Genomic DNA, 718 nt, shown 5'->3' with positions numbered 1-718 from the left:
ACCTGTTTTAGACAAGAAAAAAGGCTCCAATGGAGCCTCAGACTGCTGACAAAGGTCTAGCTTTCGAGCTAGACCTTTGATCTAATAGGGGTATCGAAATATGGATACTCCGATATGCTTCAAGAACCCACCCCGCAACAATACGAACTGGAAATGGTGACGATGGAACAGTTAGTTCCTAAAGACCATTTAGTGCGCAAAATCGATAATGCTATCGACTTYGAATTCATTCGTGATGAAGTYGCTCATCTTTATTGTAAAGATAATGGGCGTCCACCTGTTGACCCTGTTCGTCTCTTCAAAATCATCTTGCTTGGTTATATCTTTGGTATAAAAAGTGAGCGTCAGCTCGTTAAAGAAATTGAAGTGAATGTCGCTTACCGTTGGTTCTTACGGATGTCATTAACAGAGAAAGTCATCCACGCTTCTACTCTAAGCCAAAACCGCATTCGTCGCTTTAATGGCACGGATGTGTTCGAACGTATTTTTATCAATATCGTAGAGCAAGCCATGACGAAAGGCTTGGTCGCGGGATCAAGAGCTCTTTACGGACAGTACTCATCTCAAAGCGAACGCCAACAAGAATAAACACACCAATAAAGTCACGGCGGTTCGCGCGAGTGCCTATCTTGATATGCTGGATGACGACGTCGCGTTAGACCGAGAAAAAGCGGGTAAGAAGCCTCTTAAGGCTCGTGAATCAGAGTCAAAAACAAAG

1 pseudogene is annotated in these 718 nt (G+C 43.7%); it reads left to right on the top strand.

Annotated features, from left to right (window positions below):
- Window positions 1-114: 114 nt before the first annotated feature.
- Window positions 115-718, top strand: a pseudogene (locus CIK04_RS31450) (transposase); the annotation flags it as partial.

This window comes from Vibrio sp. 03_296 (assembly GCF_002265885.1).
This window is presented reverse-complemented; position numbering and strand designations above follow the sequence as displayed.